Annotated in this window: 28 protein-coding genes; 17 read left to right on the top strand and 11 right to left on the bottom strand. The window is 72.7% G+C overall.

Annotated elements, in window-relative coordinates; genetic code table 11:
- Window positions 1-37 precede the first annotated feature (37 nt).
- Window positions 38-1000 carry an SEFIR domain-containing protein gene (locus ACYVLJ_RS17110; protein WP_460439322.1) on the top strand — a complete coding sequence of 321 codons (963 nt, stop codon included), beginning with the start codon at window positions 38-40 and terminating at the stop codon, window positions 998-1000.
- Here ACYVLJ_RS17110 and ACYVLJ_RS17105 read toward each other — a convergent pair.
- From ACYVLJ_RS17105 to ACYVLJ_RS17095, 3 genes are all read right to left on the bottom strand, one after another.
- Entirely contained in the window at window positions 997-2040 is a 1044-nt protein-coding gene (locus tag ACYVLJ_RS17105) for an MDR/zinc-dependent alcohol dehydrogenase-like family protein (RefSeq protein WP_460439321.1), read from the bottom strand. The genes ACYVLJ_RS17110 and ACYVLJ_RS17105 overlap by 4 nt on opposite strands.
- A 94-nt stretch (window positions 2041-2134) precedes the next feature.
- Window positions 2135-2545, bottom strand: a complete 411-nt coding sequence (locus tag ACYVLJ_RS17100) for a cupin domain-containing protein (RefSeq protein WP_460439320.1) — start codon at window positions 2543-2545, stop codon at window positions 2135-2137.
- 5 nt (window positions 2546-2550) lie between these two features.
- The gene (locus tag ACYVLJ_RS17095; RefSeq protein WP_460439319.1) at window positions 2551-4113 is read right to left on the bottom strand and encodes a phosphoenolpyruvate--protein phosphotransferase; all 1563 of its coding nucleotides are present in this window, start codon (window positions 4111-4113) and stop codon (window positions 2551-2553) included.
- Between the two features lie 103 nt (window positions 4114-4216).
- On the opposite strand from ACYVLJ_RS17095, the gene ACYVLJ_RS17090 reads away from it, so the two are divergent.
- Genes ACYVLJ_RS17090 through ACYVLJ_RS17070 form a run of 5 tightly spaced genes read left to right on the top strand, consistent with a single transcriptional unit; the run spans window position 4217 to window position 8106 of the window.
- Window positions 4217-4978, top strand: a complete 762-nt coding sequence (locus tag ACYVLJ_RS17090; protein WP_451980708.1) for a DeoR/GlpR family DNA-binding transcription regulator — start codon at window positions 4217-4219, stop codon at window positions 4976-4978.
- Entirely contained in the window at window positions 4975-5919 is a 945-nt protein-coding gene (pfkB, locus tag ACYVLJ_RS17085) for a 1-phosphofructokinase family hexose kinase (protein ID WP_460439318.1), read from the top strand. Before ACYVLJ_RS17090 ends, pfkB begins: the two co-directional genes overlap by 4 nt.
- Window positions 5916-6368, top strand: a complete 453-nt coding sequence (locus ACYVLJ_RS17080; protein WP_460439317.1) for a PTS sugar transporter subunit IIA — start codon at window positions 5916-5918, stop codon at window positions 6366-6368. The genes pfkB and ACYVLJ_RS17080 overlap by 4 nt, the downstream gene beginning before the upstream one ends.
- A gap of 2 nt (window positions 6369-6370) precedes the next feature.
- Complete coding sequence (locus tag ACYVLJ_RS17075; RefSeq protein ID WP_460439316.1) at window positions 6371-7816, top strand: PTS fructose transporter subunit IIC; 1446 nt, start codon at window positions 6371-6373, stop codon at window positions 7814-7816.
- Between the two features lie 11 nt (window positions 7817-7827).
- Window positions 7828-8106, top strand: coding sequence for an HPr family phosphocarrier protein (locus tag ACYVLJ_RS17070; protein WP_460439315.1), 279 nt, complete (start codon window positions 7828-7830; stop codon window positions 8104-8106).
- Window positions 8107-8110: 4 nt separating this feature from the next.
- On the opposite strand, the gene ACYVLJ_RS17065 is transcribed toward ACYVLJ_RS17070, so the two are convergent.
- On the bottom strand, window positions 8111-8698 hold the full coding sequence (locus tag ACYVLJ_RS17065; protein WP_460439314.1) for a TetR/AcrR family transcriptional regulator: 588 nt from the start codon (window positions 8696-8698) through the stop codon (window positions 8111-8113).
- An 86-nt stretch (window positions 8699-8784) separates the two neighbouring features.
- Here ACYVLJ_RS17065 and ACYVLJ_RS17060 point away from each other — a divergent pair, with 86 nt between their 5' ends.
- From ACYVLJ_RS17060 to ACYVLJ_RS17035, 6 genes are all read left to right on the top strand, one after another.
- Complete coding sequence (locus tag ACYVLJ_RS17060; RefSeq protein ID WP_460439313.1) at window positions 8785-10077, top strand: cytochrome P450; 1293 nt, start codon at window positions 8785-8787, stop codon at window positions 10075-10077.
- Window positions 10074-10964 (top strand): alpha/beta fold hydrolase, encoded by an 891-nt coding sequence (locus tag ACYVLJ_RS17055; RefSeq protein ID WP_451980687.1) that lies wholly within the window; start codon window positions 10074-10076, stop codon window positions 10962-10964. Before ACYVLJ_RS17060 ends, ACYVLJ_RS17055 begins: the two co-directional genes overlap by 4 nt.
- A complete protein-coding gene (locus ACYVLJ_RS17050) occupies window positions 10948-11793 on the top strand; it encodes an SDR family NAD(P)-dependent oxidoreductase (RefSeq protein ID WP_460439312.1) in 846 nt (281 codons plus the stop codon). The genes ACYVLJ_RS17055 and ACYVLJ_RS17050 overlap by 17 nt, the downstream gene beginning before the upstream one ends.
- Entirely contained in the window at window positions 11790-13265 is a 1476-nt protein-coding gene (locus tag ACYVLJ_RS17045) for a flavin-containing monooxygenase (protein WP_460439311.1), read from the top strand. The genes ACYVLJ_RS17050 and ACYVLJ_RS17045 overlap by 4 nt, the downstream gene beginning before the upstream one ends.
- 27 nt (window positions 13266-13292) lie before the next feature.
- Window positions 13293-14159 (top strand): NAD(+)/NADH kinase, encoded by an 867-nt coding sequence (locus ACYVLJ_RS17040; RefSeq protein ID WP_451980678.1) that lies wholly within the window; start codon window positions 13293-13295, stop codon window positions 14157-14159.
- Window positions 14160-14262: 103 nt separating this feature from the next.
- Entirely contained in the window at window positions 14263-15012 is a 750-nt protein-coding gene (locus ACYVLJ_RS17035; protein ID WP_460439310.1) for a DUF998 domain-containing protein, read from the top strand.
- Here ACYVLJ_RS17035 and ACYVLJ_RS17030 read toward each other — a convergent pair.
- Both ACYVLJ_RS17030 and ACYVLJ_RS17025 read right to left on the bottom strand, forming a co-directional pair.
- Entirely contained in the window at window positions 14997-15830 is an 834-nt protein-coding gene (locus ACYVLJ_RS17030; protein WP_460439309.1) for a dihydrodipicolinate synthase family protein, read from the bottom strand. The genes ACYVLJ_RS17035 and ACYVLJ_RS17030 overlap by 16 nt on opposite strands.
- Window positions 15817-16185, bottom strand: coding sequence for a DNA polymerase ligase N-terminal domain-containing protein (locus ACYVLJ_RS17025; RefSeq protein ID WP_460439308.1), 369 nt, complete (start codon window positions 16183-16185; stop codon window positions 15817-15819). The genes ACYVLJ_RS17030 and ACYVLJ_RS17025 overlap by 14 nt, the downstream gene beginning before the upstream one ends.
- A 104-nt stretch (window positions 16186-16289) precedes the next feature.
- Here ACYVLJ_RS17025 and ACYVLJ_RS17020 point away from each other — a divergent pair, with 104 nt between their 5' ends.
- The 3 genes from ACYVLJ_RS17020 to ACYVLJ_RS17010 all read left to right on the top strand — a co-directional run bounded on the left by ACYVLJ_RS17020 (window position 16290) and on the right by ACYVLJ_RS17010 (window position 19361).
- Window positions 16290-16727 (top strand): Fur family transcriptional regulator, encoded by a 438-nt coding sequence (locus ACYVLJ_RS17020; protein WP_451980666.1) that lies wholly within the window; start codon window positions 16290-16292, stop codon window positions 16725-16727.
- Window positions 16724-18247, top strand: a complete 1524-nt coding sequence (locus ACYVLJ_RS17015; RefSeq protein ID WP_460439307.1) for a catalase — start codon at window positions 16724-16726, stop codon at window positions 18245-18247. Before ACYVLJ_RS17020 ends, ACYVLJ_RS17015 begins: the two co-directional genes overlap by 4 nt.
- 61 nt (window positions 18248-18308) lie before the next feature.
- The gene (locus ACYVLJ_RS17010) at window positions 18309-19361 is read left to right on the top strand and encodes a YdcF family protein (protein WP_460439306.1); all 1053 of its coding nucleotides are present in this window, start codon (window positions 18309-18311) and stop codon (window positions 19359-19361) included.
- A 23-nt stretch (window positions 19362-19384) separates the two neighbouring features.
- On the opposite strand, the gene ACYVLJ_RS17005 is transcribed toward ACYVLJ_RS17010, so the two are convergent.
- The 4 genes from ACYVLJ_RS17005 to ACYVLJ_RS16990 all read right to left on the bottom strand — a co-directional run bounded on the left by ACYVLJ_RS17005 (window position 19385) and on the right by ACYVLJ_RS16990 (window position 22935).
- Window positions 19385-19690, bottom strand: a complete 306-nt coding sequence (locus tag ACYVLJ_RS17005; RefSeq protein WP_460439305.1) for a RidA family protein — start codon at window positions 19688-19690, stop codon at window positions 19385-19387.
- Window positions 19691-19749: 59 nt separating this feature from the next.
- A complete protein-coding gene (locus tag ACYVLJ_RS17000; RefSeq protein WP_460439304.1) occupies window positions 19750-20886 on the bottom strand; it encodes a DICT sensory domain-containing protein in 1137 nt (378 codons plus the stop codon).
- Between the two features lie 83 nt (window positions 20887-20969).
- Window positions 20970-22466 carry a cryptochrome/photolyase family protein gene (locus ACYVLJ_RS16995; RefSeq protein WP_460439303.1) on the bottom strand — a complete coding sequence of 499 codons (1497 nt, stop codon included), beginning with the start codon at window positions 22464-22466 and terminating at the stop codon, window positions 20970-20972.
- A gap of 10 nt (window positions 22467-22476) precedes the next feature.
- Window positions 22477-22935, bottom strand: coding sequence for a MarR family winged helix-turn-helix transcriptional regulator (locus ACYVLJ_RS16990; protein ID WP_460439302.1), 459 nt, complete (start codon window positions 22933-22935; stop codon window positions 22477-22479).
- 53 nt (window positions 22936-22988) lie between these two features.
- On the opposite strand from ACYVLJ_RS16990, the gene ACYVLJ_RS16985 reads away from it, so the two are divergent.
- Together ACYVLJ_RS16985 and ACYVLJ_RS16980 are read left to right on the top strand one after the other, a co-directional pair.
- Window positions 22989-23432, top strand: a complete 444-nt coding sequence (locus tag ACYVLJ_RS16985; protein ID WP_460439301.1) for a PNPOx family protein — start codon at window positions 22989-22991, stop codon at window positions 23430-23432.
- Window positions 23429-24625 carry an FAD-dependent oxidoreductase gene (locus ACYVLJ_RS16980; protein ID WP_460439300.1) on the top strand — a complete coding sequence of 399 codons (1197 nt, stop codon included), beginning with the start codon at window positions 23429-23431 and terminating at the stop codon, window positions 24623-24625. Before ACYVLJ_RS16985 ends, ACYVLJ_RS16980 begins: the two co-directional genes overlap by 4 nt.
- On the opposite strand, the gene ACYVLJ_RS16975 is transcribed toward ACYVLJ_RS16980, so the two are convergent.
- Entirely contained in the window at window positions 24595-25056 is a 462-nt protein-coding gene (locus ACYVLJ_RS16975) for an SRPBCC family protein (RefSeq protein ID WP_451980638.1), read from the bottom strand. The genes ACYVLJ_RS16980 and ACYVLJ_RS16975 overlap by 31 nt on opposite strands.
- Window positions 25057-25063: the final 7 nt, after the last annotated feature.

Here is a 25063-nt window from a genome sequence, read left to right as displayed (position 1 = left end):
CGATCGGTGAATCACCGACCATCCCGAGGGGAAGCCGATGTCCGAGCCCGAGGCGCCGAGGGTGTTCGTCACCTATTCCCACGACACCGACGAGCACAAGGACCAGGTCCGGCGGTTCGCCACCTTCCTGCGCAGCAGGATCGGGCTCGAAGTCGTGCTCGACCAGTGGCACGACAACGTCCGCATCGACTGGTCATTGTGGGCCACGCAGCACCTCAAGGCGGCCGACTTCATCATCGTCGTGGCTTCGCCCCTGTACCGGGCGCGTGCCGACGGCGACGCACCACCGGAGGAGGGACGCGGTGCGCAGTTCGAAACCGCCATCATCCGCGACAAGCTCACCAGGGACCACCGCGAAGGCACTCGGCGGGTCCTCCCGGTGGTGCTGCCCGGCAGGTCCATCGACGAGATCCCGGCCTTCCTCTCCCCTTATTCCACCACGCGGTACGAGATCGACGAGTTCACCGACCGCGGAGTGGCCGATTTACTTGCGGCGATCACGGGCCGGGGCAAGCACCCGATGCCGCCCCGGGGCCGGTGGCTCGGCGGATCCTCGGATCCGCAGCCGATGCGCGCGAACGCGCTGCCGTGGACCGGCAGCAGCTCGGGCGTCCAGCGCGGCGCCGCCTCGATCGACGGGGTGCGGTACGACGACAGCATCGTGCTCCGCTCGGGCACGGCCCCCGGGTTCGTCGAATTCGAACTCGGGGGCCGCTACCAGCGGTTCACCACCGTCGCCGGGGTGCTCGACGACGCCGCCGACCGGTTCCAGGTCGGGCGGTTCCGCGTCCTGCTGGACGGCGCTCCACGCTCCGAACACGAAGTGGCCATCGGGAAATCCGCCGAAATCGACCTCGACGTCACCGGTGCGTCGAAGCTCCGGCTCGAGATGTCGCGGCCCGGGGCGCCGGCGTCTCCGTTCGGGTCGTCGGTGGTCTTCGTCCAGCGGCCGAACAGACGGCCGCCCGCGCTCGCCTGGGGCGATCCGACGATGACCTAAGGCGTGATGACCACCTTGAGCGCCGAGTTCGCGGCCGCGTTGGCGAAGACTTCGTAGGCCTCGTCCATCTGGGCGAAGGTGAACCGGTGGGTTCCCATGCGCTCGGCCGGGATGCGGCCCGAGGCGACCATCTTCAGCAGCGTCGGGATGGACACCGTGTCCACCAGACCCATGGTCAGGGTCAGGTTCTGGATCCACATGTCCTGCATCGGCAGCTCGACCGGTACGCCGTGGACGCCGATGTTCGCGATGCGGCCGCCCGGGCGGACCAGGGATGCCGTCGTCAGCAGGGTTTCCGGGTAGCCCACCGCTTCGATCGCCACGTCCACGCCCAGGCCGTCGGTCAACGAGTGGACGTCGGCCTGCACGCCCGGGCCTGCTTCGAACGCGTCCGTCGCGCCGAACTCCAGGGCCTTCTCCAGGCGGAACTTGTTCGAGTCCACCGCGATCACCTTCGACGCGCCCCACAGGCCCGTGGTCAGGATCGCCGCCAGGCCGACCGCGCCCGCGCCGACGACCGCCACCGTGTCGCCCGGGCGGACGCGGCCGGCCAGCACGCCCACCTCGTACCCCGTCGGCAGCGAGTCCGCCAGGAAGATCGCCTGTTCGTTCGTGACTCCGCCGGGGACCGCGTGCAACGACGTGTCCGCGTACGGCACGCGGACGAACTCGGCCTGGGTGCCGTCGATGAGGTGGCCGAAGATCCAGCCGATCCCGCCGACCGTCCGGCAGTGCGAAGGCATTCCGCGCCCGCAGTACTCGCAGCGGCCGCACTGGGTGATGGCCGGCACGAGCACGCGGTCGCCGGCCGAGAACGCCCGGACGGCCTCGCCCACCGCCGTCACCGTGCCCACCGCTTCGTGGCCGAGGATGCGGCCGTCGGTGACCGCCGGGACGTCGCCGTGCAGGATGTGCAGGTCGGTGCCGCAGATCGTGGTGGTGTCCACGCGCACCACCACGTCGGTCGGCTCCCGGACGGCGGCGTCCGGGACGTCTTCCCAAGCCTTCGCGCCCGGACCGTGGTAGACCAGCGCCTTCATCGTCGCCTCCGGCGGCCGCCCGGCGCCCGTGGCCGGGCACGACCGGATCCGACGCTAGAACCGGGAAAGCCGCCCGGCTGTCGCAATTTGAGACTCAGGCGTTGCGGGCCATGAACGAGCGGGCGTCGCCTTGGGACGGGTCGACGAACACGATGTCGTCCGGACGGCGGCGCGGCACGTCGATCGCCAGCACCACCAACGGTTCCGCGGTGATCGCCGGGAAGCCGTGGACCTTCCGCCGCTCGAAGCAGAGGAACATCCCCGGCCGCGCCTCGAACTCCTCGCCGTCGAGGTGGAACGTGCCGCCGCCGCTGAGCAGGTACAGGTGTTCGTCGCACTCGTCGTGGTAGTGCAACGGGACTTCGCGGTAGATCCGGAAGATCCGCGCACTGGCCGACGCCTTGTCGACGAAGTACTTGTCCACCAGCATGGTTTCCGCGGTTTCGGGCAGCGCCGCGGCCTCCGCCGGGACGTCGAACACGCTCTGCGCGTTGTCGCTTTCCATGCCCGTCAAGCTAACGCGCGGCACGCCGCGAGGTCGACCGCGCGCAGCGCCGCGCCGACGCCGGCGAGGGCCACCGCGTTCATCGACAACGACGTCACGCCCAGTCCGGTCAGCACCGGCGCCAGCGCCGGGTCGGCCGCCGCCTCGCCGCACACGCCGACCGGCTTCCCCGCCGCCGCACCGGCCTCCGCGACCATGCCGACCAGCCGCAGCAGCGCCGGCTGGTGCGGGTCGTTCAACGCCGCCACCGCGCCGAGCTGGCGGTCGGCCGCGAAGACGTACTGCGCCAGGTCGTTCGTGCCGAGCGAGACGAAGTCGACCTCCGCCAGGATTTCCGCGGCGCACAACGCCGCCGCCGGAATCTCGATCATCACGCCGGCCCGGGCGATGCCCGCCGCGCGGGCGCGGGCCGCGAACCAGGCCGCTTCCGCCGCCGTCGCGACCATCGGGGCCATCACGGACAGTTCGACGCCGGTGTCGTCCGCCGCGGCCGCGACCGCGGCAAGCTGGCGCTCCAGCAGCTCCGGCCGGTCGAACGCCACGCGCAGGCCGCGGACGCCCAGCGCCGGGTTGGGCTCCTCCCCCGCCGGCAGGAACGCGAGGGGTTTGTCGGACCCGGCATCCAGCGTCCGGACGATCACCGGCTTGCCCGCGAAGGGCTTCAGGACGTCCGCGTAGGCCGCCCGCTGCTCGGCTTCGGTCGGCTCCTCCGAGGCGGACAGGTAGCAGAACTCCGTGCGGAACAACCCGATTCCCTCGGCGCCGGCCGCGAACGCGGCGTGGGCGTCCGCGGCTGAGCCCACGTTCGCCAGGAGCTTGACGCGGTGGCCGTCGGCGAGCCGCCCGACGCCGTCCCACTCCGGACGAGGCGTCCGTGACGAGGCCACCACGCGGCCGTCGGACGGCGAAACCGTGCCCGCGTCACCGTCGACCGCGAGCCCGGGGCTGGTCACCTCGAGGACACCCGCACACGCGACGACGGCGGGAATCCCCAAGGCGCGGGCCAGGATCGCGGTGTGGCTCGTCGGCCCGCCTTCCGCCGTGACCAGCGCCAGCACGAGGCCGGGGTCGAGCCCGGCGGTGTCGGCCGGCGCGAGGTCGCGCGCCACCAGCACGCTCGGTTCCGTCAGGTCGGGGACGCCGGGCGGGGCGACGCCCAGCAGGTCGGCGACGATCCGGTCGCGGACGTCGGCGACGTCCCGGGCGCGCTCGGCCATGTACCCGCCGGCGGCTTGCAGCGCGGTCATGAATTCGCCCGCCGCCTCCCACACCGCTCGCGGCGCGGGCAGCGAACGCTCCCGCACGAGCGTCTCGGCGGAGGCGAGCAGCGCCGGGTCCGACGCCATCGCCGCGGTCGTCTCCAGGACCGACCGGGCATCTCCGGACACAGAACGGGCACGATCGGACAACCTCGCCGCAACCGCGGCGGCCGACGGCCCGATCCTGCCCGCTTCCGCCCCGAGCTCGCCCGAGATCGGCGTGGAAGCGGGTTCGGGCAGGTCAGCGGCCACGACGACGCGCGGGCCGGCGACCCGGCCGGGGCTGACTCCGACTCCGGACAACTGCATGGCGGGACCTCCGGGGGCAACGGATCGCGAAACTGGGGATTGACACTACGGTAACAACGGGCACAATCAAACAGCAACGGGCAAACATCGGAGAGGAACGGGCATGTACGCCGCCGAACGGCACCAGCTCCTGGCGCAACGCGCACGTCGCGACGGCCGGGTCGACGTCAACGACGTCGCCACCGAACTCGGTGTCGCCCCCGAGACCATCCGCCGCGACCTCGGCGTCCTCGAACGCCAGGGCGTCGTCCGCCGCGTCTACGGCGGCGCCGTCGCCGTCGAGCGGCTCGACTTCGAACCCGAGGTCGCGCAGCGGGACCGGACCAACGCCGCCGAGAAGGACGCGATCGCCCGGGCCGCGCTCGACCTCGTGCCCGACCGCGGCTCGATCCTGCTCGACGCGGGCACCACCACCAGCAGGCTCGCGACGCTCCTGCCCGCCGACCGCGAGCTGACGGTGATCACCAACTCGATCCCGGTCGCGTCGATCCTGGCCACCCGCCCCGGCATCACGCTGCACATCCTGGGCGGCCGGGTGCGCGGGACGACGCTCGCCGCCGTCGAGGCGTGGACGCTGCACGCGCTCGACGGGCTGCTCGTCGACGTCGCTTTCCTCGGCGCCAACGGCTTTTCCGCCGACCACGGCTGCACGACGCCGGACATGGCCGAGTCCGCGGTGAAGGCCGCGGTGGTCGCCGCCGCCCGCAAGCGGGTGCTGCTGGCCGACCACAGCAAGTACGGCACCGACCAGCTCAGCCGGTTCGCGACGCTCGCGGAGATCGACGTGCTGGTCACCGACAGCGGCATCGACGCGGGCGCGGTCGCCGAGCTCGAAGAAGCCGGCCCGGAGGTGGTGCTGGCGTGATCGTCACCGTCACCCCCAACCCGAGCCTGGACCGCACCGCCCGGCTTTCCGAGCTGCGCCGCGGCGAGGTGATCCGCGCCGAAGCCGTCCGGCTCGACCCCGGCGGCAAGGGCGTCAACGTGGCCCGCGCGCTGGCCGCGGCCGGCACCCCGACCGTCGCCCTGCTGCCCGCGGGCGGCATGGTCGGCGACCGGCTGGCCGACCTGCTCGCGCCGGAAGGCGTCCCGGTCGTCGCCGTGCCGATCGCCGGGACGACCCGCAGCAACATCACGCTCGTCGAAGCCGACGGGACCACGACGAAGATCAACGAGCCGGGGCCGGAGATCTCGTCCGCCGAGCTCGCCACCCTCGAACGGCGGGCCGTCGAACTGGCCGCGCGCGCGGAATGGCTGGTGTGCTGCGGAAGTCTCCCCGCCGGCGTGCCCGAGGACTTCTACGCGCGGCTGACCGGGCTGGCCCGCCAGGCGGGCGCGAAGGTCGCCGTGGACACCTCCGGGGCGCCGCTCGCCGCCGCCTGCGCGAGCGGGCCCGACGTGCTCAAGCCGAACCTCGACGAGCTGACCGAGCTCGCCGGGCGCCCGCTGCCGCTGCTCGGCGACGTCGTCGCGTTCTGCCGCGAGCTGATCGGCGGTGGCGTCGGCCGCGTGCTCGTCAGCCTGGGCGCGCGGGGTGCGGTCCTCGTCGAAGAGCACGAAACCCGCCACGCGGTCGGCCCGCTGGTCGCCGTGCGCAGCACCGTCGGCGCCGGAGACGCCGCACTCGCCGGGTTCCTCCACGCGGGAGGATCCGGCCCCCGAGCCCTGCGGACCGCGGTCGCCTACGGCACCGCCGCGGTCACGCAGGAGGGCAGCCGCATGCCCACCCCCGAAGACGTGCACGCGGACCAGGTGCGCGTGCTCGACGCCGACCCCACCTTCACCCTCAGCGGAGCCGCCGCATGACCACCCCAGACCTGATCACCGCCGACCTGGTCGACCTCGGCCTCGACGCCGCCGACAAGCACGGGGCCACCCGTGCGCTCGCGCAGCGGCTCGTCGACGCCGGGCGGGTGACCGACCTCGACCTGTTCCTCAAGGACGTCGCCGCGCGCGAGGAGCAGATGGCCACCGGGCTCGAAGGCGGCATCGGCATCCCCCACTGCCGCTCGGCCGCGGTCACCACGCCGACGCTGGCGTTCGGCCGCAGCGCCGCGGGCATCGACTTCGGCGCGCCGGACGGCCCGGCGAAGCTGATCTTCCTCATCGCCGCGCCCGAAGGCGGCGGCAGCGACCACCTCAAGGTGCTGGCCGCCCTCGCCCGCCGGCTCGTGCGGGCGGAGTTCAAGCAGCACCTGCTGGACGCCACCGATGCCGCCGCCGTCGCCGAGTACATCCGCCAGGAGGTGTCCTGACCATGAAGTTCGTCGCCATCACCGCGTGCCCCACCGGGATCGCCCACACCTACATGGCCGCCGAGTCGCTGGAGCAGACCGCCCAGGCCAACGGCGACACGATCGTCGTCGAAACCCAGGGCTCGGCCGGGTCCGAGCCGCTGTCCGCCGAGGACATCGCGAGCGCGGACGCCGTCATCTTCGCCGCGGACCTCGCCGTTCAGGGCCGGGAACGCTTCGCCGGCAAGCCGATCGTCGAGGCTCCCGTGAAGGCGGCGATCAACGACGCCGCCGGGCTGTTCGAACGCGCGAAGGCCGCCGCTCGCGAGCCCGTCGCGCCCGCTGCCCCGGAACTGACCTCGAAGGTCGGCGCCAACGACAACGCCGGGACGAAGGTCCGCCAGTGGCTGATGACCGGTGTCAGCTACCTGATCCCGTTCGTCGCCGCCGGCGGGCTGCTGATCGCGTTGAGCTTCGCGTTGGGCGGCTACAAGATCGTCGACGCGCCGAAGGTCACCCAGCACTTCGACGCGGGCTCGGTCGCCGGCTGGGCCGCGCTGATGTTCCAGATCGGCAGTGCCGCCTTCGACTTCCTGGTGCCGGTGCTGGCCGGGTTCATCGCCTTCGCGATGGCCGACCGGCCGGCCATCGCGCCCGGGTTCGTCGGCGGCGCCATCGCCGTCACGGTCGGGGCCGGGTTCCTCGGCGGCCTCGTCGCCGGCCTGCTCGCCGGTGGCGTCGTGATGGCGCTGAAGAAGATCCAGGTGCCGAAGGCGATGCGCGGGATCATGCCGGTGGTCGTCTACCCGCTGCTCGGGTCCATCGTGGTCGGCGTGCTGATGTACGTCGTGGTCGGCAAGCCCATCGCCGCCGCGACCTCGGGCCTGACGCACTGGCTCAACAGCCTGAGCGGCGTCAGCGCGGTGCTGCTGGGCGCGTTGCTCGGGCTGATGATGGCCTTCGACATGGGCGGGCCGGTCAACAAGGCCGCGTACGCGTTCGCGGTCGGCGGCCTGACGACCGGCGCGACGGCGTCGCTGCAGATCATGGCCGCGGTGATGGCCGCCGGGATGGTGCCGCCGCTGGCGCTGGCGCTCGCCTCGACCGTGCGGAAGAAGCTGTTCACCGAGGCCGAGCGCGAGAACGGCCGCGCGGCCTGGCTGCTGGGCGCGTCGTTCATCACCGAGGGCGCGATCCCGTTCGCCGCGGCGGACCCGTTCCGCGTGATCCCGTCGATCATGCTCGGCTCGGCGGTGACGGGCGCGCTGTCGATGGCGTTCGGTGCGACGCTGCGCGCCCCGCACGGCGGCATCTTCGTGCTCCCGCTGATCGGCAGCCCGCTGCTGTTCCTGCTGGCGCTGGTCGCCGGCACCGCGGTCGCGTCGGTCTCGGTGATCCTGCTCAAGCAGGTCCGCTTCCGCGCGGCCGAACGGTCCGCCGCGGTTTCCGGTCAGCCCGTCAACGCGTGAAGGAGTCCACCGTGTACCACCGCCGCACGCTCGTCGCCAGCACGGTCGGGCTCCACGCCCGGCCCGCGGGCCTGGTCGCCAAGACGGCCGCCGGTCAGCCGGCGAAGGTGAAGATCGCCAAGATCACGGGCGGGGTCCCCGGCGACCCGGTCGACGCCGCCAGCGTCCTCGGGCTGATGACCCTGGGCGCGGCTTTCGGGGACGAGGTCGAGCTGACCGCCGACGGTGAGCACGCGCAGGCGTCCGTCGACGCGCTGGCCGAGCTCATCGCGCGGGATCTGGACGCCTGACGCGTCAGGCCGGGCCGAGCAGGGCGATCGACGCCCGCACCGCGACCTCCGTGACGTCGCCGGCCCGGCCACCGTCCTCCACCGTGGTGGCGATCAGCTCGCGCAGGCCGCCCAGCAGCATGATCGACAGCTGGCGGGACGGCGGGCTGATCCCCACCGCGCGCATCTCCGCCGTGTCGGTCAGGCGCTGGGTCAGGGCGATGAAGCCCTCCATCGCTTCGCGCTGCAGCTCGCGGGCCGGGGCGCCCAGGGCCGGGACGTCGCGGATCCAGCTCAGGGTGATCGCCGGTTCCGACTCCGAACAGGCGATCCACGTTTCGATCGCCTGGCGCACCTGGTCGGCCCACGGCGCGCGCGGGTCGACCGCTTCCGAGATCTGCTGGATCATCGCGCGGTTCGCTTCCGCCAGCAGCGCGATGAAGCATTCTTCCTTGCCGGAGAAGTGTTCGTAGAACGTCCGGCGCGACGTGCGGGCGCGGCGGACGATGTCGGCCACCGTCGTCTCGCGGAAGCCGTCCTCGGTGATCGACGCCGCCAGCCCGTCCAGCAGCCGCTGCCGGTGCCGGTGGGTGTCGACGTCCACGGAAGTCACGGTACAGGCCCTCCTCCTTGAAATCCGATGGTACACCGGCGTACCGTACCGACGGTACGCTCGCGTACCACGCTTCGGGAGGGTCGATGACGACCATGACAACCGCGGTGACGCTGCCGCCCGGACCATCCGCGCCCCGCGCCGTCCAAGGCGCCTACGCGCTCACGCAACCGCTGCGGGGCATGCGCCGGCTCAAGGACCGCTACGGGGACGCCTTCACGGTGAACGTGCCGATCTTCGGCAACGCGGTCGTGATCAGCGACCCCGCCGAGATCAAGCAGCTCTTCACCACCGGCCCCGACGTCGTCGACAACCTCGAGGTCAACCTCGGCCGGGTCCTCGGGCCGCGGTCGATGTTCGCGCTCTCCGGCGAAGAGCACAAAAGGCAGCGCAAACTGCTGGTCCCGCCCTTCCACGGCCGGCGGCTCGCGGCGTACGAAAAGATCGTCGAAGAAGAAACCGTGCGTGAACTCGCGAGCTGGCCGGACGGAAAACCGTTCGCCACGCTGCCGTCGATGATGCGGATCACGCTCAACGCCATCCTCCGCGCGGTGTTCGGCGCCGAGGGAGCGGAATTCGCCGAGCTGCGCGAGCTGCTTCCGCCGTTCGTCACCCTCGGCTCGCGCCTGGCCGTCGCGCCGATCCCGAAGAAGGGGCGCTTCAACCCGTGGCGCCGCTTCGAACGGATGCGCCGCGACTACGACGCCATCGTCGACCGGCTGATCGCCAAGGCCCGCCCCGACGGCGACGACGTCCTCGCGATGATGCTGCAGACCCGCTACGACGACGGCTCCGGGCTCGGTCGCGACGAGATCGCCGACCAGCTGCTCACCCTGCTCACCGCCGGGCACGAGACCACCGCGACGACCCTGGCCTGGGCCGTCGAGCGCCTCCGCCGCCACCCCGCGCTGCTGGACGAGCTGCGCGAAGACGACGGGAAGCTGCTCGACGCCACCCTCCTCGAGGTCCAGCGCACGCGCCCGGTCATCGACCTCACCGCGCGGCAGGTCAAGCAGGACGGCTTCCGGCTGGGCCGCTGGACGCTGCCGAAGGGGTACGCCGTGCTCGTCAGCATCGCCCTGATCCACGACGACGACGCCGTCTTCCCGCACGCGCGCAGGTTCGACCCGCACCGCTTCGAAGGCGCGCGGCCGGACCTCTACCAGTGGATCCCGTTCGGCGGCGGCACCCGCCGCTGCCTCGGCGCCGCGTTCGCGACCATGGAGATGTCCGTCGTGCTGCGCACGCTGCTGCGGGACTTCACGCTCGTGCCGACGACCGAGCCCGACGAACGCTGGCACTCGCGGGGCGTGGCCTACGCCCCCGCCAAGGGCGGCCGCGCGGTCGTGCGCCGCCGGAGCACCGGAGGAGATTCGTGACCGAAGAGATCGCCGACGCCGGCCGGGGGATTTCCCTGGCGTACGAACGGATCGGGGACCGCGGCGCCGAGCCGCTGGTACTCGTCGCCGGGCTGGGCCAGCAGCTGCACAGCTGGCCCGACGGGTTCTGCGCGCAGCTCGCCGGGCGCGGCTTCGAGGTGATCCGGTTCGACAACCGCGACGCCGGCCGTTCGACGCACCCGCGGTTCCGGCCGGCCGGCCTGCCCGCGATGCTCGCCGGCCGCTTCCCGCCGGAGCAGTACGACCTGAAGGACATGGCCGCCGACACGGTCGGCCTGCTCGACGCCCTCGGCCTGGACCGCGTGCACATCGCCGGCGTGTCCATGGGCGGCATGATCTCCCAGACCGTCGCGGCGCTGCACCCGGCGCGCGTGACGACCCTGACGTCGATCATGTCGACGACCGGGTCGCGCCTGCTCGGCCGGCCGGCCTTCTCGACGTTGCGGCTGATGGGCGCGAAGCCGCCGAAGTCCCGCGAAGAAGCCGTCGAAAGCGCGGTGGCGATGTTCCGGCACATCGGCTCGCACGGCTTCCCGTTCGACGAGGCCTGGGTGCGCGAGACGGCCGGGACGGGCTGGGACCGCGACCCGTCGACCGGCGGCGTCGGCCGTCAGCTCGGCGCGATCCTCAAGTCCGGCAACCGGACGGCGTGGCTGCGGAAGATCACCGCACCGACGCTGGTCGTCCACGGCGACCGCGACCGGATGGTCCACCCGACCGGCGGCGGCGCCACCGCGCGCGCGATCCCCGGCGCCCGCCTCGAAACCGTCCCCGGCATGGGCCACGACCTGCCCGAAGGCGCGTGGCCGGTCCTGCTCGACCTCATCGGCAAGCACACGAGGAGCAGCGATGTCACGGCCCCGTAGCATCACCGGCCGCCCGGTGGTCATCACCGGGGCGGCCTCCGGGATCGGCCGCGCGCTGGCCACCCGGCTCTCCCGCCTCGGCTCGCCGGTCGCGCTGGCCGACGTCGACGAAGACGGCCTGAAGGCCACCGCGGCTGCCCTGCACGGCCGGGTGCTGACGCGTGTGCTCGACGTCCGCGACGCCGAAGACCAGCTGAAGTTCGCCGCCGAAGTGAAGGACTGGCTGCCCGCCCCGCTGGCCGCGGTGTTCAACAACGCCGGGGTCGCCGTGACGTCGAGCGTCCTGGACGCCGTGCCCGAGGACGACGACTGGCTGCACGACATCAACTTCCGCGGCGTCGTGCACGGCACGCGGGCGTTCCTGCCGATCCTCGTCGAGCAGGGCGAAGGCGCGATCGTGAACACGTCCAGCGTGTTCGGCCTGCTCGGGATGCCCTACCAGAGCGCGTACTGCGCCGCGAAGTTCGCCGTCCGCGGCTTCACCGAGTCATTGCGGCAGGAGCTGGCCGGCAGCGCGGTCCGCGCGGTCACCGTGCACCCGGGCGGCATCACGACGAACATCGCGCGCAACGCCCGGGTCCGCCGCGACCCGACCGGGCTGGGCCGCAGCCGCGAGGAGATGGCCGCGCAGTTCGAGGCCATGACGATGACCTCGCCGGACAAGGCGGCGGCGATCATCCATACCGGCGTCGACCGCGGCAAGGCCCGTATCCTCGTCGGACCCGACGCGTACCTGTTCGACGCGCTCGCCCGCGTCACCCCCACCCACTACAACGCCGTGCTCACGCGCCTGACGAGGCGCCCGCGGCGAACGGAGGCCGTGCGATGACCGAGCACGTCGACGTGCTGATCGTCGGCGCCGGGTTGTCCGGCGTCGGCGCGGCGCACCACCTGCGGACGGCGTTCCCGCGCAAGACCTACGCGATCCTCGAAGCCCGCGACGCCATCGGCGGCACGTGGGACCTGTTCCGCTACCCGGGAGTCCGGTCCGATTCGGACATGCAGACCCTCGGCTACCGGTTCCGGCCGTGGACCAGCGAGAAGGCCATCGCGGACGGGCCGTCGATCCTGAACTACGTCCGGGAAACGGCGGCCGACGCCGGGATCGACCGGCACATCCGCTTCGGGCACAAGGTCCTCCGCGCCGAATGGTCCACGGAGGACGCACTGTGGACGGTCGAGGCGGCCCACGACGGCGAGCCCGTCCGGTTCACCGCGAAGTTCCTCTACCTGTGCAGCGGCTACTACGACTACGCCGGCGGCCACACGCCGGAGTTCCCCGGCATCGAGAACTTCGGCGGCACGGTCGTGCACCCGCAGCACTGGCCCGAGGACCTCGACTACACGGGCAAGAAGGTCGTCGTGATCGGCAGCGGCGCGACGGCCGTGACGCTCGTGCCGGCGATGACCGACCGCGCCGGGCACGTCACGATGCTGCAGCGCTCCCCCACCTACATCCTGTCGCTGCCGTCGGAGGACGCGCTGGCCAACCGGCTGCGCGGGCTGCTCGGCGCGCGGCTGGCGTACCCGATCGCGCGCTGGAAGAACGTCGCGGTGAGCACGCTGATCTACCAGCTCAGCCGGCGTCGTCCCGGCGTGGTCAAGGCGATGATCCGCAAGGCCGCGGTGAAGCAGCTGCCGCCCGGCTACGCCGTCGACACCCACTTCAAGCCGCGTTACCAGCCCTGGGACCAGCGGCTCTGCCTGGTGCCGGACGGCGACCTGTTCCGCTCGATCCGCCACGGCCACGCTTCGGTGGTCACCGACCGGATCGCCACCTTCACCGCGACCGGCATCCGGCTCGAATCGGGCGGCGAGCTCGAGGCGGACGTCGTCGTCACCGCGACCGGGCTGCGGCTGCTGGCCTTCGGCGGCATCGAGCTCGTCGTCGACGGCGACCCGGTCAAGCTGCCGGAAACCATGGCCTACAAGGGCATGATGCTCAGCGGCGTGCCGAACTTCGCGTTCACGATCGGCTACACGAACGCGTCGTGGACGCTCAAGGCCGACCTCGTCGGCGAGTACGTCGTGCGGCTGCTGCGCCACCTCGACCGGCACGGGTACGACCAGGCCGTGCCGGTCAACGACGACCCGGCGGTCACCGAACGGCCGCTGCTCGACTTCGACGCCGGGTACGTCCTGCGGTCGATCGACGAGTTCCCCAAGGCGGGCTCGCGGGCGCCGTGGACGCTCGGCATGAGCTACGCGCACGACGTCGTCAAGCTCCGGCACGGCCGGATCGACGACGGCGCCCTGCGGTTCTCGCGACGGGAGGCGGGAGCGGGCAGACTGAGCGCATGACGCTCCCTTCCGCCCGGGTCCGCTGACATGCACTCCGCGGGACTCGTGCTGCACCCCCGCCGCGACTCCGCGGCCGCCGTCGAGGCCGTGCTCGGCTGGGCCGGCCACCGGAACATCGAGATCCTCGGCATCGCCGACGAGATCGTCCGCCTGAACTGCGCGGCGGTCGGGGTGACGGCCGAGGAGCTCGGCCGGCGCTCCGACCTGGTGGTCAGCCTGGGCGGCGACGGCACGATGCTGCGCGCGATGCGGCTGGCCGACGGGCAGCGCGCGCCGGTGCTCGGGGTCAACCTCGGCAAGCTCGGGTTCCTCGCCGAGGTCGACGTCCCCGACCTGCCGGGCGCGCTCTCGGCGATCGACGACCACCAGTTCACGGTCGAGCCGCGGCTGGCCGTGGACGGGCTGCTCGACGGCCGCCGGATCACGGCGTTCAACGACATCGCCGTGGTGCGGGTGCCCGGCGACGGCAGCGCGGTCGTCGCGGTCCGCGTCGGCGGCCAGCCGTTCGTGAGCTACTCGGCCGACGCGGTGGTCGTCGCCACCCCGACCGGCTCGACGGCGTACAGCTTCTCCGCCGGCGGGCCGATCACCAGCCCGTCGGTGGAGGCGTTGCTGGTCACGCCCGCGGCGCCGCACTCCGCGTACAGCCGCGGCGTGGTGCTGTCGGTGCACGACGAGGTGACGCTCGAGCTGCTGCCCACCAGCGGCCGGCTGGCCGTGGAAGTCGACGGGCAGGTCGAGGGGTACATCCGCCCCGGCGACCGCCTCGACCTGAAAGCCCGGCCGAGCGCGGCCCGGGTCGTCCGGCTGGGGATGACGACGTTCTACCAGCGGGCCCGGCGCAAGCTGCGGCTCACCGACTCGGCGGAGATCCCCCAGGACGGCGACCACTGACCGGCACTTTCCCGGGAAAGCGACGCCCCAGGTGGTCGCTCTCACGGGAACGTGCCGGAGTGGGCTGGGTCACATCGCGGGCGTGTCGCGCGATGATCACGGAATGGTCACGGGTAGCGTCCGCGACTTGCGCCTGAACCAGCCGACCCGTCTGGGAGTGTCCCTCTACATGCTGTTGTCGTCGCCCGCCCGTCCCCGCCTGCGCGCCCGGCTGCTCGTGCCCGGCGCGCTGACCACCCTCGCCACCGCGATGGTCCTGCTCGTCGTCCTGCACCTCGACCGGCGGCTCGCGCCCCTGGACCCGGTCAGCTCGATGCTCAGCGACTACGCGCTGAGCCCGGGCCGGTGGATGTGGGACGTCGCGCTGGTCCTCACCAGCACCGGCTCGGCCCTGCTGCTGGTCGCGCTCTACCGCCGGGGCCTGCTGGCCAACCCGGCGCTGGTGGGCGCGAAGGTGCTGTGGTGCGTCAGCCTGCTCGCGGTCGCGCTCTTCGCGAAGGACCCGCAGGGCGGCGCGATCACCGCGACCGGGAAGATCCACCTCTACGCCTCGGCCGTCACGTCCCTCAGCCTGCCGGTGGTCGGCTGGGCGCTGGGCCGGCGGCACCGCGACGACCCGCGCTGGCGGCGGTTCGCGACCTGGTCGCGGCGCCTCGCGCTCGCCGCGATCCCGTTCTACCTGCCGTTCATCGTCCCGTTCGCGGTGAACGTCGTCCTCGGCGGCCACCTCCCGACGATCGCGACCGGCCTGGTCGAGCGCCTGATGATGGTGCTGGAGATCGCGCTGCTCGTCGTGCTCGGCCGCTGGGCGCACCGGGCGATGCGCCCGGCCCGGCTTCAGCTCCCGGCGTAGGCGGCGATCCGGTCGACGTCCGGCGCGGCCGCGGGCATCCGCAGCACGCCGGTGCCGATCCCCCGCCGCCGCAGCGCTTCCTTGATCCCGGCGACGGTCCCGCCCAGCGCGGCGAGCACCGCGTCGGCGCGCGCCTGAGCGGCACGTTCGGCGGCTTCGTCCCCGGCCGCCACCGCGGCCGCCAGGGCCACGAACGGGTCCGGGTACGCCGAGGACAGACCCGAGACCACGCCCGCCCCGCCGGCCCGGGCCACGGCGGCCACCTGCGTGTCGGCGCCCGACCAGAACCGCGCGTCCGGCAGCGCCGCCCGGAAACCGGCGAGCCCGGCCGCCGCCGCACCCGACAGCTTCCCGCCGCGCAGGCCCGTCGCGGCGAACTCCTCCGGGGTGAGCGTGACGCCGGTGAGGTCCGGGAAGAGGTAGCCGTAGACGTCGGCGTCCCCGGCCGCGGCGGCCACCGCGGCGAAGTGGCGTTGCACCGCTTCGGCGTCCGCGGGCAGGTAGTAGGGCGTGAGCACGGCCAGGCGCGTGGCCCCGGCGGCGAGGGCGTCGGCGGTCAGCGCGACGGCTTCGCGCGTGCTCGCCGCGCCGACGTGCACGATCGTGCGGGCCGGACCGAATGCTGCCAGCGCGAGCTCGGCCAGTGTCCGGCGTTCACCCCGCTCCAGCGCGGGGAACTCGCCGGTCGTCCCGGCGACGAAGACACCGTCGACCCGGTCGCGCAGCCAGGTCAGCAACGCGGTGTTTCCGTGGGTGTCGAGTTCGCCGTCCTCGCGGAAGAGCGTCGGCGTGGCGGACAGGACCTCAACGCGCGGCATCGGCGTCTCCCGGCTGCTCTCGGGTGCGGTGCAGGAGCCAGTCGCGGTCGGTGCGGATCAGCGCGTAGCGCACCGAGCCCGTCCGGCCGTGCAGCGTGAACAGGATCCGCTTCGGCGTCCGGTCGTGCTCTTCCCACCACCCGGTGTCGGCGACCTTCTTGGTCTCGTCCTCGTAGCCGAGGTGGTCGAGGTCGTGGTCGGGCACGGCCACCGCGAGCCGGTTCCCGGCGGAGTCCGGCGGGAGACCGCGCGGCACCGCCCACGACCGCAGCACGCCGTCCTCCTCGAGCCGGAGGTCGAAGTGGTGCTGCGGGCGCCAGTGCTCGTGCAGCACGAACGCCGGTCGGTCGGTCACCCCTCCACCCTGCCAGATCCCGCGCTCCTACCCGATTTCGCGCCGCCCAAACCGTCCATCCGAGGACTTGACCCGTTCCAGATCGTGGCGCACGGTGGGGTGTCATGAGCGATGCGGCAACCACGTTGCGGGCGGCGGGCCTGCGGATCACCGCGCCCCGGCGCGCGGTGCTCACGTGGCTCGCGGGGCATCCTCATTCCACTGTGGACGCGATCGGCGCCGGCGTGCGCGCCGAGCTGGCGTCCGTGTCCACCCAGGCCATCTACGACGTGCTCAGCGCGTGCACGGAGGCCGGCCTGGTCCGGCGGATCGAGCTGCCGGGGCACCCGGCGCGGTTCGAGCGCCGGGCCGGGGACAACCACCACCACGTCGTGTGCCGTCGGTGCGGGCGGACGGAGGACGTCGACTGCGCGGTCGGCGCCGCGCCCTGCCTGGCCCCCGGCACTTCGCACGGTTTCACCATCGACGAGGCGGAAGTGGTGTTCTGGGGCGTGTGCCCCGGCTGCACCGCTTCCCGCCCCGCGGAAAGAGGAACGTTGTGACGCAGACCCGACCCGAACCGACCACCACCGACGCCGGCATCCCCGTCGAAAGCGACGAGCACTCCCTCACGATCGGCCCGGACGGCCCGATCCTGTTGCAGGACAACTACCTCATCGAGCAGATGGCGCAGTTCAACCGCGAGCGCGTGCCCGAGCGCCAGCCGCACGCGAAGGGCAGCGGCGCGTTCGGCCGGTTCGAGGTGACCGGCGACGTCAGCGCGTACACCAAGGCCGCGGTGTTCCAGCCCGGCGTGAAGACCGACCTGCTGGTGCGGTTCTCCACCGTCGCCGGCGAGCGCGGCAGCCCGGACACCTGGCGCGACCCGCGCGGCTTCGCGGTGAAGTTCTACACCAGCGAAGGCAACTACGACATGGTCGGGAACAACACCCCGGTCTTCTTCATCCGCGACCCGTTGAAGTTCCAGCACTTCATCCGGTCGCAGAAACGCCGTGCGGACAACAACCTCCGCGACCACGACATGCAGTGGGACTTCTGGACGCTGTCGCCGGAGTCGGCGCACCAGGTGACGTGGCTGATGGGCGACCGCGGGCTGCCGCGGACCTGGCGCCACATGAACGGCTACAGCTCGCACACCTACATGTGGGTCAACCAGGCGGGCGAACGCTTCTGGGTGAAGTACCACTTCAAGACCGACCAGGGCGTCGAGTGCTTCACCCAGGACGAGGGCGACCAGATGGCGTCGGCCGACACCGACTACCACACGCGGGACCTCTACGAGGCGATCGAGCGCGGCGACCACCCGAGCTGGACGCTCAAGGTCCAGGTCATGCCGTTCGAGGACGCGAAGACGTACCGCTTCAACCCCTTCGACCTGACGAAGGTGTGGCCGCACGGCGACTACCCGCTGATCGAGGTCGGCCGGATGACCCTCGACCGCAACCCCACCGACCACCACACCGAGATCGAGCAGGCCGCGTTCGAGCCGAGCAACCTGGTCCCGGGCATCGGCGTCAGCCCGGACAAGATGCTGCTCGGGCGGCTGTTCTCCTACCCCGACGCGCACCGGTACCGGATCGGCGCGAACTACAAGCAACTGCCGGTCAACGCGCCGGTCGCACCCGTCCACAGCTACAGCAAGGACGGCGCGATGCGGTACCAGAAGGTCTCGGACCCGGTGTACGCGCCGAACTCGAAGGGCGGGCCGCACGCCGACGTCGAGCGCTACGGCACCCCGGCGGGCTGGCAGGCCGACGGTGACATGGTCCGCACCGCGTACACGCTTCGCGAAGAGGACGACGACTGGGGCCAGGCCGGCACCATGGTCCGCGAGGTGTTCGACGACGACGCCCGCGCGCGGTTCGTCGACAACGTCGTCGGGCACCTGCTCAACGGCGTGTCCCAGCCGGTGCTGGCGCGCGCGTTCGACTACTGGCGCAACGTCGACAAGGACATCGGCGACCGGATCGAAGCCGGCGTCCGGGCCAAGCAGGACGAGAAGGACCCGAAGGCCGCCGACCAGGGCAACCCGGCGCGGTCGAGCATGCAGCGCAAGGCCTGACTCCGTCGTGGCGCGTCCACTCGGCTAGGTTGGCCTCTTCACGGGCAACCTAGGAGGCCGGGTGGACGTCGCCGACGGCGCGCTGCCGATCGCGGCCGCGGTGGCGCTGGTCGTTTTCGCCGTGCGGGTCTCGCACGAACCGCGGCGGCTCGGGAACGCCGTGTGGCTGGGCTTGGCCGTCCTGCTGACGGTGTTGTCGCTGCTGCACCTCGAAGGGGCGACGCCGTTCTTGGCGGCGTTGCTCGGCGGCGCGGGCCTGCTGGCCGCCTTTGTCGTGCCGGTCGCGCTGATCGTCAACGGGGTCGGGATGTGGCGCCGCGAAGGGCGCAGTCCCGGGAACCTGCTGTCGCTCGCCGTCGGGGTGGGGCTGGTCGTCCTCGAGGCGCTGTTCTTCGTGCCGCTGGGCCGGTGGGGCTCGGCCCTGGTGACGACCGCCGCGCTGCTCGCGGGCTACTTCGGGTTCCTGTTCCTGTCGCTGCTGGTCTATTCGGTGCTGTACAGCCGGATCGGCCGCCGCGGCGGGGTCGACGCGATCATCGTGCTCGGCTGCGGCCTGGCCGGCGACCGGGTGCCGCCGCTGCTCGCCGGGCGCCTCGAGCGCGCGATCCGGCTGTACACGCGGCAAAAGGCGGCGCCGCTGGTCGTGGTCTCCGGCGGGTGCGGCCCGGACGAGACGGTCACCGAAGCCGAGGCGATGCACGCCTACCTGGTGGAGCGGGGCATCCCCGAGGACCGCGTCCGCTGCGAAACCCGGGCCGGCACCACGGAAGAGAACCTCCGGTTCTCGGCGGCGCTGCTGCCCGCCGACGCCCGGCGGGTGGTGGCGGTGACCAGCGACTACCACGTGTTCCGCACCGCGGTGCAGTGCCGCCGCCTGCACCTGCCCTACCACGCGACGGGTTCCCCGACGGCCGGCTACTTCCTGCCGAGCGCGCTGCTGCGCGAATTCGCCGCACTGGTCCTGCACTACCGGCGCACGACGATCGCGGCGTGCGTGCTGATCGCGGCGGCGGGCGTGCTGGTGACGACTCAGCTCCCGGGCACGGCGGCCACGGCCTCGACTTCGGCGACGTACTCGGGCGCCGCGAGCCCGGCCACGACGGCGAGCGACTGAGCCGGGAAGTCCCCGTCCGGGAATCACCGTGCGAACGCCTCCCCTTGCGCGGCCCGGTAACCGGCGAGGTGCTCGGTGCCCGAGATCAAGGCGAGCAGCTTGACGAGGTGCTCCGGACGAGCCCCCTCGGCGGCGAGGAGCGCCTCGAGGTTGGCGAAGATCTGCCGCGCCTGCGCCTCGGCGTCCGCGCCGGCGAGGCTGCCGTCCCGGTGGACACCGAGCTGCCCGGCGATGAAGACCAGGCGGTGCCCGGCAGGAACGTCGGCGAGGTGGCTGTACCGCCCTCGCGGCACGGCGACGGTGTCGGGGTTCCAGCGGCGCGGTTTCACGCCGTCATGATCGCAGACTTTGACTCAAGGCCCGCCGAATAGGTCGTTATACACCCACCTCAGCGGAACCAGCCTCCCGCGCCCGAGCGCATCACGACCGGCGGTGCCAGCGGCAGCGATCCCTGGCTCGGCGGCCACAGCGTCACCGCCGGGACCTGGCGCAGCTGGGCGCGCAGCTGGTGCAGGGGCAGCGGGCGGCGGCGGGTCAGCATCGTCGTCGTGCGGGGGTGGAGGTCCACGAACGGGTAAGTCGCGTGCAGTGCCGCCAGGCGGTGCTCGAGGTGGCGGCTGCGCGCCGTCAGCTCGGCCGCCTGGACCGCCGGCTGGACCACCAGGAACTCGCCCGGTCCGAGGCGGACCGCGCGGTCGAGTGGCCGCAGCCCGCCGCGCAGGAGGTCGGCGACGTTCTGCTCGGTGTGCATCCGGACGCGGACGCCGTGGCGGCGTTCGACCGCGCCGAGGTCGTCGATCGCGACCAGGACCAGGCCGAGCGGCACCGTGTCCGTCGCGTCGCCGAGCCAGGGAGCCAGGCCCGCCAAGGTGTCGAGGCCGGTTTCCGGGTCGACGGCCGGGCCGGTGGCCGGCGGCGGGTCCACCTTCGCGCGGGCCTCGTCGAGCTTGCCCGCGACGTGCCGCAACGCCGCCTCGGCGCGGCTTTCGATGTCGAGCTCCGCGGGCGTCTCGACCGACGCCAGCACCTCGCCGACCGTCCGCCGCACCGCCGGGGGCAGCCGGTCGCCCATCGCGTCGCGGAGGCGGACGACCTCGGCGTACGCCTCGTCGCGGCGCAGGCCCCAGCGGCCGCGGAACAACCGCGCGCGCTCCACCGTCGACGCCTGCGGGTCGACCTCGTCGAGGTCCTGCGCGACCACCGACGCGCCGAACGTCGGCGACAGCACCGCGACCGACCACTCGCGCGCCATCGGCTCGTCGGGGCGCAGCAGCACCGGGGTGACGCCGTGCGGCAGGTCGGGCCGGCCCGAGTCGACCATGCCGACGACCGTCGCCGCGGCCTTGCGCGCGATGCGGGCGTAGACCTCGCGCTCGCGCTCGAAGTACGGCAGCCGCTGGAACAGCGCGAACACGACGGTGTCGGCACCGGCGCCGTCGGCGAGGGCCGCGCGCTCCACCGCGTGGGACGCGGTCACCAGGGCGCGCTTGGACAGCACGCCAGCGCGCTGGTCTGCGTCGGGCATGGAAGGTCGCCTTCGCCGGGGAAAGGGAGACAACAACCGTAAGAGAGCTCCCGCGCCCCGGCTAGCCACACAATGCGGTGAACTCAGAAGTGGCGGCGGTCCGCCTCCCGGGCGACGACCTCGTCACGGTCCGCGAGCCTGGCCAGGCCGCTCAACGGTTGCCGCATCCGGTGGTTGCCGCGCAACCGGTCGGCGTTGCGGTCGAGGAACGCCCAGTACCCGGCGGTGAACGGGCACGCGTCCGGCCCGGTCCGCTTCTTCGGGTCGTAGACGCAGCCGCCGCAGTGGTCACTCATCCGGTTGATGTAGGCGCCCCCGGCCGCGTACGGCTTCGTCGCGACGACACCGCCGTCGGCGTACTGGCTCATGCCGATCACGTTCGCCGGCATCACCCACGGGAAGCCGTCGACGAACGCCGTGGCGAACCAGCGGGTCAGTTCGGCCGGGTCGTACCCGCGCTGCAGCCCGTGGTTGCCGAGCACCATCAGCCGCTCGATGTGGTGGGCGTAGCCGCGGTCGCGGACGCCGGCGAGCGCGGTGCGCAGGCAGGCCGCTTCGACGGCGTCGGCGTCCATTGTCCGCCACCACTCCGGCAGCTTCCGCCGCGCCTGCAAAGCGTTGCTGCGCACGTACTCCGGCCCCTGGTGCCAGTACAGGTGCCACACCCACTCGCGCCAGCCGAGCACTTGGCGGACGAAGCCTTCGACGCTGCTCAGCGGCGCGTCGCCGGCCCGGTACCGCTCCTCGGCCCGCCGGACGACGTCGCGGGGGTCGAGCAGCCCGAGGTTGAGCGGCACGGAAAGCAGCGCGTGCGCCATCGCCCAGTCGTGGGTCAGCATGGCGTCCTGGTGCGGGCCGAACTCCGCCAGCCGGTGCTCGAGGAACCGCCGCAGGGCACGGCCGGCCTCGTCGTGCCCGACGGCGAACTGCCGCGGCCCGTCGGCGCCGACCGGCTGGATCTTCCCGGCGCGCTCGGCTTCGTCGAGCTCCGCGCGGACGCGGTCGTCGATCTCGTTCTCCCGCGGGTGCCACGGCGCGGGGACGTCGAGCCGGGTGGTCTTCGGCGGCGGTTCGCGGTTGTCGTGGTCGAAGTTCCACTTGCCACCGACGGGCTCGCCGTCGGGCTCCAGCAGCACGCCGAACTTCCGGCGCTGGTCGCGGTAGAAGTCCTCCATCACGAACCTCGTGCGCCCGGCCACCCACCCGGCGAAGTCCTTTTTGGACAGCACGAACCCCGGCGTCTCCAGGATCTCCTCGACGAGGCCTTCGTCGCGCAGCCGGCGCACGAAGGCGTCGGCCGCGTGCGAAGTCGGTTCGTGGACGACGACCTTTCGCCCGAAGCGCTTCAGCCCGGTGCGGTAGTCCGGGGCGTCGATCAGCGTGACGCGGTCACCGAGGTCCTCGGCCAGCCGGTACAGCGCGGCCTGCACGAGGTGCAGCTTCTGCCGGTGGAACGGCTTGGCGGCGAACGCGGCGGCCGACCGGACCACCAGGACGTCGCGGCGGCGGTGCTCGGGTGTGCCGTGGAAGTGGGGCCCGAGCTGGTCGGCGAACAGCCAGAGCGCGGGCTCGTGTGCCATGGGGCGAACGCTAACCCGGATCCGGCGGCTCCGCAGCGTATGCCCGCAGGATCGCCGTGGTGTCGCCGAGGAAGCGCGCGACCGTCTCCGCGTGCCCGGGGTCGAGGCCGTCGGTCAGCCGGGTGATCGCGTCCACCAGGGGCGCCAGCGCGGCCCGGACCTCGGCGCGGGCCGCGTCACTGACGAGGAGCGTGACCCGCCGCCCGTCGCTGGGGTGCGGGCCGCGGCGGACGTGGCCCGCCGCCTCCAGGCGGTCGACCAGCACGGTCGCCGAGGCGGAGCGGATCTTCAGCGCGTCGGCGAGGCCGACCGTGCCCATCGGCTCGCCGAACGCCAGGTGCTGGAGGGCCTGCACGTCGGTCGGCCCGAGGCCGAGCCGGCGGGCGAGCGCGAGCTCGACGTCGCGGGCGAGCGCGAGCAGTTCGCGCAGCGCGAAGTTCACCCGGAGCGCCACCGGACCGTGTTCCACCCGGCCATTCTAAGCTAGCTAGACAATCTAGCTAGTTTTGCTACGGTGGCCGGGTGGACATCCGAGCCGTCAACGCCGAAATGACCGCGAATCTCCTCGACGCCCCGGCCGCACCGCCGCCCGACGGCGGCTACGCGCTGCGCGTGGTCGAAACCCGCGGCCGCAGCACCGGCGAGCCGCGGAAGGTGCCGCTGGCCGTCGTCGCGGTCGACGGCGGCCGCTACCTCGTCTCGCCCGTCCGCGACCGCGACTGGGTGGCGAACCTCCTGGCCGCGCCGGAGTGCGCGCTGCTCGGCCAAAACCTGCGCGAGGACTGCCGCGCCGAGGAGATCGGCGGCGGCGAGGCGGTCGCGGTCGTGGCCGCCTACCTGGCCGCGATGTCGGTGCCGTGGGCGGTGAAGGCGTTCCCGGTCCCGCAGGACGCCACTGCCGGGCAGATCCGGGCCGAGCTGCCGGGGATGGCGGTGTTCCGCCTGTCCACCGTGGACCCGAAGTGACCGTCGCGATCGCGGGTGGCGGGCCCGGCGGGCTGCTGCTCGGCTACCTGCTCGCCCGCGCCGGGATCGACGTCACCGTGCTCGAGTCGCGCTCGGACTTCGACCGCGACTTCCGCGGCGATTCGCTGCACCCCTACACCCTGGAGCTGCTCGACCGGCTCGGCCTGGCCGGAGACCTCCTGGAGCTGGACCACTTCAAGGCGAAGTCGTTCCGCTTCCACACCCCGTCCGGCGCCTACAGCTGCGCCGACTACGACCGCCTCGACACGCCGTTCGGCTACGTGGCCCTGATGCCCCAGGTGCGGTTCCTCGACTTCCTCGCCGAGCGCGCGAGCGCCCTCCCGACGTTCACGCTGCGGATGAACGCCAAGGTCACCGGGCTCCTGGAGGAGGACGGCGTCGTCACCGGCGTCCGCCATCGCGGCGGCGAACTGACAGCGTCCCTGGTCATCGGCGCGGATGGGCGCTTCTCCACCGTGCGCCGGCTCGCCGGTCTCGACGCGCGGCCGCTCGGCGCGACGACCGACCTGCTCTGGTTCCGGCTCCCCCGCTCCCCCGGCGACCCGCAGGACGCCGACCTCGATCTGTACTTCGGCCGCGACACCTACGTGGGCGTCCTCGGCGGCGTGCGCGACTGGCAGGTCGGCTACAGCATCGAGAAGGGCGCCTACCCGGACCTGCGCGAGCGCGGCGTCGAACCGATCCGCGCGTTCCTCCGCGAGCGCGTGCCGTGGCTCGCCGACCGCGCGCACCTGCTCACGGACTTCGCGCAGACCACCCTGCTGTCCGTGGACATCTCGCGCGTCGAACGCTGGCACCGGCCGGGCCTGCTGCTGCTCGGCGACGCCGCGCACGTCATCTCCCCCGTCGGCGGCAACGGGATCCTGATGGCGGTCCAAGACTCCGTCGCAGCCGCGAACCGGCTGGTTCCCGCGCTGCGCGACGGCGGGGCGACGGCCGGCGACCTCGCTGCCGTGCAGGCCGACCGGATCCGCGCCATCGAACGCGTCCAAGCCGACCAGGTGCGCGTCGAACGACGGGCCGCCGCGGCGCGGGCGCGCGGTCGCGGCACGGCACCGCCGGGGTTCCTCAAGCTGCTCTTCGCGATTCCCGCGCTGCGGACCCGCGGAGCGCGCAGCAACGCCTACGGCCCGTTCCCGCCTCAGCTCGACGAAGCGCTCTTGTCGTCGTAGGAGCTCCAGCCGCCCTGGCCTTCGGCGGCCTCGACGTCGGCGTCGGCCGTCGCGGCGTGGGTCATCGCGGCGACCGTGCGCTCCAGGCCCTGCTGCACCTCGTCGCCGTCGGCTTCGCGGACGCTGTGCAGGGCCACCGTGATCTCCGAAGTCGCCGGGCCCTTGTCCGCGATCCGCAGCTCGCCGTGGTAGTCGTCGGGACCTTCCGCACCCCAGGACAGCGTGCGGTTCGCCGCGTCCGTGTGCAGCCACGCCTCCCCCGCGACGCGCTCGCCGTGGACCTCGGCCTCGACGTGCACGCTCTCGCCGCCCCGCGGCTGGGCGACCTTCATCTCCGGGAAGTAGCGCGGCAGGTTCTCCGGGTGGCTCAGGAACGCGAACAGCTCGTCGGCGGGGATGTCGGCGGTCGCGGTGTGGTGGTACTGGGTCATCGTCTCA

The organism is Amycolatopsis stemonae, from assembly GCF_054781455.1.
This window is presented reverse-complemented; position numbering and strand designations above follow the sequence as displayed.

Bases quoted from the DNA above. Each gene is read 5' to 3' on its own strand.
- ACYVLJ_RS17035 (WP_460439310.1), top strand. From the start codon at position 14,263: ATGGTCACGGGTAGCGTCCGCGACTTGCGCCTGAACCAGCCGACCCGT.
- ACYVLJ_RS16975 (WP_451980638.1), bottom strand. From the start codon at position 25,056: ATGACCCAGTACCACCACACCGCGACCGCCGACATCCCCGCCGACGAG.
- ACYVLJ_RS17090 (WP_451980708.1), top strand. From the start codon at position 4,217: ATGTACGCCGCCGAACGGCACCAGCTCCTGGCGCAACGCGCACGTCGC.
- ACYVLJ_RS17030 (WP_460439309.1), bottom strand. From the start codon at position 15,830: ATGCCGCGCGTTGAGGTCCTGTCCGCCACGCCGACGCTCTTCCGCGAG.
- ACYVLJ_RS17095 (WP_460439319.1), bottom strand. From the start codon at position 4,113: ATGCAGTTGTCCGGAGTCGGAGTCAGCCCCGGCCGGGTCGCCGGCCCG.
- ACYVLJ_RS17100 (WP_460439320.1), bottom strand. From the start codon at position 2,545: ATGGAAAGCGACAACGCGCAGAGCGTGTTCGACGTCCCGGCGGAGGCC.
- ACYVLJ_RS17000 (WP_460439304.1), bottom strand. From the start codon at position 20,886: ATGCCCGACGCAGACCAGCGCGCTGGCGTGCTGTCCAAGCGCGCCCTG.
- ACYVLJ_RS17110 (WP_460439322.1), top strand. From the start codon at position 38: ATGTCCGAGCCCGAGGCGCCGAGGGTGTTCGTCACCTATTCCCACGAC.
- ACYVLJ_RS17045 (WP_460439311.1), top strand. From the start codon at position 11,790: ATGACCGAGCACGTCGACGTGCTGATCGTCGGCGCCGGGTTGTCCGGC.
- ACYVLJ_RS17105 (WP_460439321.1), bottom strand. From the start codon at position 2,040: ATGAAGGCGCTGGTCTACCACGGTCCGGGCGCGAAGGCTTGGGAAGAC.
- ACYVLJ_RS17020 (WP_451980666.1), top strand. From the start codon at position 16,290: ATGAGCGATGCGGCAACCACGTTGCGGGCGGCGGGCCTGCGGATCACC.
- ACYVLJ_RS17080 (WP_460439317.1), top strand. From the start codon at position 5,916: ATGACCACCCCAGACCTGATCACCGCCGACCTGGTCGACCTCGGCCTC.
- ACYVLJ_RS17040 (WP_451980678.1), top strand. From the start codon at position 13,293: ATGCACTCCGCGGGACTCGTGCTGCACCCCCGCCGCGACTCCGCGGCC.
- ACYVLJ_RS17075 (WP_460439316.1), top strand. From the start codon at position 6,371: ATGAAGTTCGTCGCCATCACCGCGTGCCCCACCGGGATCGCCCACACC.
- ACYVLJ_RS17050 (WP_460439312.1), top strand. From the start codon at position 10,948: ATGTCACGGCCCCGTAGCATCACCGGCCGCCCGGTGGTCATCACCGGG.
- ACYVLJ_RS17060 (WP_460439313.1), top strand. From the start codon at position 8,785: ATGACGACCATGACAACCGCGGTGACGCTGCCGCCCGGACCATCCGCG.
- ACYVLJ_RS16995 (WP_460439303.1), bottom strand. From the start codon at position 22,466: ATGGCACACGAGCCCGCGCTCTGGCTGTTCGCCGACCAGCTCGGGCCC.